Source organism: Okeania sp. SIO2B9, assembly GCF_010672505.1.
In the GTDB taxonomy this organism is placed as follows: Bacteria; Cyanobacteriota; Cyanobacteriia; order Cyanobacteriales; family Microcoleaceae; genus Okeania; species Okeania hirsuta.
This window is the reverse complement of record NZ_JAAHGK010001270.1, coordinates 1-2,198: the sequence shown is the minus strand read 5'-3', so window position 1 is coordinate 2,198 and position 2,198 is coordinate 1. Positions and strand designations below refer to the sequence as shown.

Below are 2,198 nucleotides of genomic sequence, written 5' to 3'. Positions count from 1 at the left end.
TCTAATAACTGAAGTAAGATAAATTGAATAGCACCTCGATAAATCTCACCAGTAGTAACCTCTGGATGTGCGACACCCCGTAGGTAAAATAGTGCAAATCCAAAGGGAGGCGTTAAAAAAGATGCTTGAAGATTAGCCCCCAATATTACACCGTACCAAACCAAATCAATTCCAAGTTGTTGAGCAACAGGTACAAATAAAGGTACAACAATAAAAGCAATCTCAAAAAAGTCGATAAAAAAACCAAGCAAAAAAACAATTGTCATACTGACAAATAAAAAACCTGTCGTTCCCCCAGGAAGATTAGAAAGTAAATCAAACATAAAGCGATCGCCCTCAACCCCTCGGAAAACTAAACTAAAAGCAGTTGACCCAAGAAGTATAAACATCACCATCGTAGTTGTCTTGAGAGTCACATCACATACATTTCTCAAAGAAGTCCAACTAAATCGACCATTGGCCAGAGCCAGAGCGATCGCCCCCACACACCCTACTGCTCCAGCTTCAGTCGGCGTAGCAATACCGAAAAATATACTACCCAAAACCAGTAAAATTAATAATAATGGTGGAATCATTACTGTTAGCACCCTAGTACCCAGAGCTTTACCTCCTAGACTGCGCACCTCTGAGGGTAAAGCAGGAGCAAGGTCTGGTCTAATAAAAGCAACAATTAGAACATGAAGAGCAAATGTTCCTGCCATTAGTAGGCCAGGCAAAATAGAGCCAATAAAAAGATCCCCAACAGAAATTCCTAGTTGGTCTGCCAATACTACCAAAACTACACTAGGAGGTATAATCTGTCCCAAAGTTCCCGATGCAACAATAACACCCGTCGCCAACTCTTTATTATATCCATAGCGCAACATAATAGGTAAAGAAATTAACCCCATTGCCACTACTGTAGCAGCAACCACACCAGTCGTAGCAGCTAAAAGAGCGCCCACAAGAACAACTGCTAGAGCTAAACCACCCCTGACTCTGCCAAATAATATCCCCATTGTTTCCAGGAGTTGTTCTGCAATACCGGATTTTTCCAACATTGCCCCCATAAATATAAAGTAGGGTATAGCCAGCAAAGTATAATTGGCCATAATTCCAAAAATTCTTTGGGGCATTGCAGTCAGAAATATGGGGTCAAAAACATCTAAAGCAATACCTATTAATCCAAAAATTATGGCGACACCACCCAGAGAAAAAGCTACAGGGTAACCAAGGGAAAGTAGCACCAGTGCTCCTGCAAACATTAATGGACCTAGCCATTCATATTCAAGACTCAGATTCATAAGACTCCTTACCGCCTGGTAATTGACCTGTAAAGACTGCAAAATTTTTAATTGTTTCAGAAATTCCTTGGAGAAACAACAATACAAAGCTAACTATAATCATTGTCTTAATTGGGTAACGAGGTAACCCACCAGGATCGGGAGAAGTTTCAAGAATAGCCCATGAATTTAAAACAGCTCCCCAAGAAACAAAAATAACAATGAGACTGAAGGGAATTAAAAATAATATCGTACCAATCAAGTTAACTAGAGCTTTTCTTTTGGGACTCCATCGAGCATAAAAAATATCTACACGAACGTGTTGATTATGTTTGACACAATAAGCTCCACCAAGAAGAAAAACCAGATCAAAAATATACCACTGAACTTCAATGAAAGCGTTGGAAGTTAAATTTTGACCAATGCTCCTACCTAAATAGCGTCCAATGACATTCCAAACACCAACTAAGACCATCAGTAAGACTAACCAATAAGTTAGACGTCCAATTAATTCATTCAAACCATCAATCATCCGTGATAGACGTAGGAGTCTTTTCAATACAACTCCTCCCATAGCATTAAACTTAAGTATGTTTTGGACATTTGATTTTGCCCCGAAACTTTATATATTTTCAGAATACCCTGTACAGCATACGGCCTTATCAAAAAAATTTATGTCTCGATCTCTCGATCTAAAATTGAGGGACATCTTCATTTGAAATTAGATGATTTTCAATGCGATTAATATTTTCTCATGAATCTTCAAACCCCAAAAGTATCGTCATATATGAAATACAGCCATTTTTTTTAACTAAAAATAAAAAAAATTGAGAAAAGGGGTTGACATACCAAAGTTGAGTTGCTAGATTAGTAAATGCGCAGGGAGAGAGGCAAACACCTCCAACCAACGCCAGAACCTAGAAAACTCAATAGTTT

The 2,198-nt window shown here is 38.5% G+C and carries 2 protein-coding genes; both read right to left on the bottom strand.

The window, feature by feature from the left end; genetic code table 11:
• Positions 1–1,283 (bottom strand): TRAP transporter large permease subunit (locus F6K13_RS29705; RefSeq protein WP_287289371.1); only part of this gene is annotated, 1,283 nt, incomplete at its 3' end.
• Positions 1,267–1,821, bottom strand: coding sequence for a TRAP transporter small permease subunit (locus F6K13_RS29700; protein WP_124147529.1), 555 nt, complete (start codon positions 1,819–1,821; stop codon positions 1,267–1,269). The genes F6K13_RS29700 and F6K13_RS29705, both read right to left, overlap by 17 nt.
• Positions 1,822–2,198: the final 377 nt, after the last annotated feature.